Annotated in this window: 6 protein-coding genes; 5 read left to right on the top strand and 1 reads right to left on the bottom strand. The window is 71.8% G+C overall.

The window, feature by feature from the left end; all coding sequences use genetic code 11:
• The 5 genes from hemH to ACILQS_RS15470 form a co-directional block, all read left to right on the top strand.
• Window positions 1–920, top strand: a 920-nt coding sequence (gene hemH / locus ACILQS_RS15450; protein ID WP_395641016.1) for a ferrochelatase, incomplete at its 5' end; no start/stop codon positions are given.
• On the top strand, window positions 863–1822 hold the full coding sequence (gene hemC, locus ACILQS_RS15455; protein WP_395641017.1) for a hydroxymethylbilane synthase: 960 nt from the start codon (window positions 863–865) through the stop codon (window positions 1820–1822). The genes hemH and hemC, both read left to right, overlap by 58 nt.
• Window positions 1819–2784 (top strand): porphobilinogen synthase, encoded by a 966-nt coding sequence (hemB, locus tag ACILQS_RS15460; RefSeq protein ID WP_395641018.1) that lies wholly within the window; start codon window positions 1819–1821, stop codon window positions 2782–2784. The genes hemC and hemB overlap by 4 nt, the downstream gene beginning before the upstream one ends.
• The gene (gene hemL, locus ACILQS_RS15465; RefSeq protein WP_395641019.1) at window positions 2781–4070 is read left to right on the top strand and encodes a glutamate-1-semialdehyde 2,1-aminomutase; all 1290 of its coding nucleotides are present in this window, start codon (window positions 2781–2783) and stop codon (window positions 4068–4070) included. The genes hemB and hemL overlap by 4 nt, the downstream gene beginning before the upstream one ends.
• An 11-nt stretch (window positions 4071–4081) precedes the next feature.
• The gene (locus ACILQS_RS15470; RefSeq protein WP_395641020.1) at window positions 4082–4738 is read left to right on the top strand and encodes a uroporphyrinogen-III synthase; all 657 of its coding nucleotides are present in this window, start codon (window positions 4082–4084) and stop codon (window positions 4736–4738) included.
• On the opposite strand, the gene ACILQS_RS15475 is transcribed toward ACILQS_RS15470, so the two are convergent.
• Window positions 4735–5089: SDR family NAD(P)-dependent oxidoreductase (locus ACILQS_RS15475; RefSeq protein ID WP_395641021.1), on the bottom strand; the 355-nt coding region annotated here is incomplete at its 5' end. The genes ACILQS_RS15470 and ACILQS_RS15475 overlap by 4 nt on opposite strands.

Below are 5089 nucleotides of genomic sequence, written 5' to 3' on the forward strand. Positions count from 1 at the left end.
GCGGAATCAGCCCCATCAACCAGCAGAACCGCGAGCTCAAGGCCGCCATGGAGGCCCGCCTCGTCGAGCGTGGCATCGACCTTCCGGTGATCTGGGGCAACCGCAACTGGGATCCGTACATGGCCGACGCCTTTCGCGAGGCGGGCGAGCGTGGCTTCCGCAAGCTCATCGCCGTCGGCACGAGCGCCTACAGCTCGTTCTCGTCGTGCCGCCAGTACCGCGAGGACTACGCCCTGGCTCTCGACGCCACCGCGCTCGACGGCCAGCTGCAGATCGACAAGGTGCGCCAGTTCTTCGACCACCCCGGTTTCGTGCAGCCCTTCACCGACAGCCTGCGCGAGGCACTCGCATCGTTCGAGAGCCAGGGCTTCACGAACGTTCGCGTGCTCTTCTCCACGCACTCGATCCCGACCGCCGACGCCGAGCGCAGCGGGCCGGAGGGCCACGCCTACGAGAAGCAGCACCTCGCTGTCGCCGCTCGCATCATGGCCGATCTCGGCTCGACGGTGGAGTGGCAGCTCGTCTACCAGTCCCGCTCCGGGCCGCCCACGCAGCCCTGGCTGGAGCCCGACGTCAACGACGTCATCGCCGAACTGCCCGCGGCCGGGGTTCAGGCGGTCGCGGTGGTGCCGCTCGGCTTCGTCAGCGATCACATGGAGGTTCTCTGGGACCTCGACACCGAGGCCAAGGAGTCCGCGGAGGAGGCCGGCCTCGCCTACATCCGCACGGCGACCCCGGGCACCCACCCCGCCTACGTCGACGCACTCATCGACCTCGTGCTCGAGCGCCGCGACGGCGTGCCGGTCGAGCAGCGTCCGGCGGTCACCGACCTCGGCCCCTGGTACGACACCTGCCGACCGGGATGCTGCGAGAACGTGCGGGCCGGCTTCAAGCCAGCCCTCTGCGGGGTGGCTCCGTGATCATCGGAACCAGGGGCAGCGCGCTCGCGCTCGCCCAGACGCACACCATCGTGCGCGCCATCGCCGCGAAGATCGGCGAAGAGCCTGACGTCGTCACCGTCTCGACCGAGGGCGACCGCTCCACCGAGTCGCTCGCCAGCCTCGGCGGCACCGGGGTCTTCGCCAGCGCCCTGCGTGAAGCTTTGCTCGCCGGCGAGTGCGACGTCGTCGTGCACTCCCTCAAAGACCTGCCGACCGCGGCGCACCCCGGCCTCGTGATCGGTGCCGTGCCCAAACGCGTGGATGCCCGCGACGCCCTCATCGCCCGCGACGGCCTCACCCTCGATACCCTGCCAGCGGGGGCGCGGGTGGGAACCGGCTCCCCTCGACGCGTAGCCCAGCTGCGATCGCGGCGCCCCGACCTCGACGTCGTCGACATTCGCGGCAACGTCGACACGCGTCTCGGTTTTGTGGCGAGCGGCGAGCTCGACGCGGTGGTGCTCGCCGCGGCGGGTCTGCACCGGCTGGGTCGTCTCGACTCCGTCACCGAGTACCTCGACCTCACCGGCTGGCCGACGGCCGCCGGGCAGGGGGCGCTCGCGATTGAGGTGCGTTCGGGCTCAGAGAAGCTGGTGTCGGCGCTCAATCACCCGACATCCCGCCTGTTGGTCGAGGCGGAGCGGCAGACCCTCGCCCTGCTCGAGGCGGGCTGCGCCGCGCCCGTCGGCGTGCACGCCCTCGCCGAAGACGGCATGCTCTTTCTCGACGCCCGGGTCTATGCGGCCGACGGCTCGTCGTACCTCACGAGCTCTCACGCGCTCTACCTCGCCGACGCGACGGATGCGGCGGGCGAGCTCGCCGAGCGGGTCTCGACCGAGCTGTTCGAGCTCGGTGCCGCGGCGCTGATGGGGGCCTCCGCGTGATCGAGCGTCCCCGTCGTCTGCGGGCAACCCCGGCCCTGCGCCGGTTGACCGCCGAGACGCGCCTGCACCCGGCCGAGCTCATTCTGCCGATGTTCGTGCGTGAGGGCACCCGCGAGGCAGCGCCCATCTCGTCGATGCCCGGCGTCGTTCAGCACTCGCTCGACAGCTTCAGGGCGGCGCTGAACGAGGCAGCGGAACTCGGCATCGGCGGTGTGATGCTCTTCGGCGTGCCCGAGGGCAAAGACGCGATTGGATCGGGCGCCACCGACCCGAACGGTATCCTCAACGTCGCCACCCGGACTGCCATCGCAGAGGTCGGTGACGCCCTCGTGGTGCAGACGGATCTCTGCCTCGACGAGTTCACCGACCACGGGCACTGCGGCGTTCTCGCCGCTGACGGCTCGGTCGACAACGACGCCTCCCTGCTGCGCTACCGAGACATGGCCCTTGCCCAGGCCGAGGCGGGCTCGCACCTGCTCGGCCTCAGCGGAATGATGGACGGCCAGGTTGCCGCGGTGCGCGACGCCCTGGACGGCGCCGGCTTCGAGGGCACGCCAACGCTCGGCTACGCGGCTAAGTACGCCTCGGCCTTCTACGGCCCCTTCCGCGAGGCGGTGCAGAGCTCGCTCGTCGGCGACCGCCGCAGCTATCAGATGGACCCGGCCAACCGCCGCGAGGGCAGTCGCGAGATCGACCTGGACGTGCTCGAGGGTGCCGACGTCGTCATGGTCAAGCCGGCCATGAGCTACCTCGACGTGCTCGCGGACGCTGCCGACCGCAGCCCGGTTCCGGTGTGGGCCTATCAGGTTAGCGGCGAGTACGCGATGATCGAGGCCGCCGCGGCCAACGGCTGGATCGACCGGCGTCGCGCCGTCGAGGAGTCGGTGCTCAGCATCCGCCGAGCCGGCGCCGATGCCGTGCTCACCTACTTCGCCGTCGAGCTGGCGGGGTGGCTGCGATGAGCAACGCCGAGTGGTTCGACCGCGCCCGCGCCGTCATCCCCGGCGGGGTCAACTCGCCGGTGCGGGCCTTCGGCTCCGTTGGCGGCACGCCCCGCTTCTTCGCCAGTGCCACCGGCCCCTACGTCACGGATGTCGAGGGCCGCGACTACGTGGACCTCGTGTGCAGCTGGGGCCCCGCCATTCTCGGCCACGCGCACCCCGCGGTCATCGACGCCGTGCAGCAGGCCGCGGCGCGCGGTCTCGGCTTCGGCGCGTCGACGCCCGGCGAGACGGAGCTCGCCGAGCTCGTGATCGACCGGCTGCAGCCCCAGGTCGAGCGTCTTCGCCTGGTCTCGACCGGCACCGAGGCGACCATGACGGCGATCCGCCTCGCGCGCGGCGCGACCGGCCGCGACCTGCTGGTCAAGTTCGCCGGCCACTACCACGGGCACTCCGACGGCCTGCTGGCCGAGGCGGGATCCGGCCTCGCGACCCTCGCGATCCCCGGCTCCGCGGGGGTGCCGGCGGCGATCGCAGCGCAGACCATCGTGCTGCCGTACAACTCGCTGGAGGCGGTGCTGCAGCTCTTCGCCGAGCGCGGCAGCGAGATCGCGGCGATCATCGTCGAGGCGGCGCCCGCCAACATGGGTGTCGTCACGCCATCCGAGGGCTTCAACGCCGCCCTTGTCGAGATCGCCCACGCGAACGGCGCCCTGGTCATCAGCGACGAGGTGCTCACCGGCTTCCGGGCCAGCCGCACCGGCTGGGCCGGCATCGACCCGGTGCCCTATGCGGCTGACATCGTGACCTTCGGCAAGGTCATCGGCGGGGGCCTGCCCCTCGCGGCCCTCGGCGGCAGCGCGGCCATCATGGAGCTTCTGGCACCTCTCGGCCCGGTCTACCAGGCGGGCACGCTGAGCGGCAATCCCGTCGCCGTCGCCGCCGGACTCGCGACCCTGCGCACCGCAGACGACGCGGTCTACGCGCGCCTCGAGGCGGTCGCCGACACCCTCGTGTCGCAAGTCTCTGCCGCGTTCACCGCTGAGGGAGTCGCCCACACCGTGCAGCGCGCCGGCACCCTGTTCTCCTTCGCGTTCAGCGCCGAGGCGCCCACCACCTACGAGCAGGTGAAGCAGCAGCAGGCGCACCGCTACCCGCCCTTCTTCCACGCCATGCTCGACGCCGGCGTCTCACTGCCGCCGTCGGTCTACGAGGCGTGGTTCGTGTCGGCAGCCCACGACGACGCCGCACTCAGCCGCATCATCGACGCGCTGCCCGCTGCCGCCAAGGCCGCCGCCAGCGCGTGAGCGGGTCGCGCGTGCTCGTTCCCCGCGCGGGGGAGTGGGGCAGCCGAGCGGCGCGCCTTCTCGAGCAGCGGGGGATGACCCCGGTGATCGTGCCGCTTATCGCCTACGAGGCGGGGGAGCCGATGCCCGAGGGGCTCGCTCGTGGCGACTACGACTGGCTCGTCGTCACCAGCGCCCGCACGGTCGAGGCCCTGGGGCCGGTGGCCGCCTCGACGAAGGTCATCGCGGTGGGGGAGGCCACCGCGGCGGCGCTACGCGCGGCATCGGTCAGCGTCCATGTCGTGCCCCGCGACACCTCCGCGGCAGGCATCGCGGACGAGTGGCCCGGCACCGCGGACGAGACCCGGGTGCTGTTGCCGCAGTCCGATCTCGCAGACCGGGCCCTCGCATCCAGTCTGGAAGGCCGGGGGCTCGTCGTGCGTTCCGTCGTTGCCTACCGCACCGTGGCCGTCGCTGTGCCGCCCGAGGGCCGCACGCCGGTGGACTGGATTCTCGTCACGTCGGGCTCCGTCGCACGGCAGGTCGCCGCGCAGCTCGCGCCACTGCCGCCCGGCACCCGCGTTGCGTGCATTGGCGAGCGCACGGCTGCCGAGACGCGGGCCGCGGGCCTGCCGGTGCACGCGGTGGCCGCAGAGCGCACCCTCGAGAGCCTGATCGCAGCCCTCTAGCGCGCTGTCCAGCCGCCGTCGATGGCAAGTGTCTGCCCGGTGATCAGCGAGGCAGCCGGCGAGGAGAGGAACACAACCGCGCCCGACACCTCGGTCGGCACGCCGATGCGGTGCAGGGCCGCGATGCGCTCCACCGTGTCGGCGTGAAACACCGGGTCGCTGAGGGCGGCGGCGGTGCCATCCGTCTCGATGAAGGTGGGGGCGACGGCGTTGACCCGGATGCCGTACTCACCCCACTCGACCGCGTGGCAGCGGGTCATGTGCACAACCGCGGCCTTGCTGATGCAGTACGACGACTCCCCGGGCAGCGCGACGAGCCCCGCCTGCGACGCGATGTTGACGATCGCGCCG

This window comes from Pseudolysinimonas sp. (assembly GCF_044239695.1).
Lineage (GTDB): Bacteria > Actinomycetota > Actinomycetes > Actinomycetales > Microbacteriaceae > Pseudolysinimonas_A.

What these genes read in the sequence shown, in the direction of transcription:
- hemL (WP_395641019.1), top strand. Translation starts at nt 2,781, where the DNA reads ATGAGCAACGCCGAGTGGTTCGACCGCGCCCGCGCCGTCATCCCCGGC.
- hemC (WP_395641017.1), top strand. Translation starts at nt 863, where the DNA reads ATGCTGCGAGAACGTGCGGGCCGGCTTCAAGCCAGCCCTCTGCGGGGT.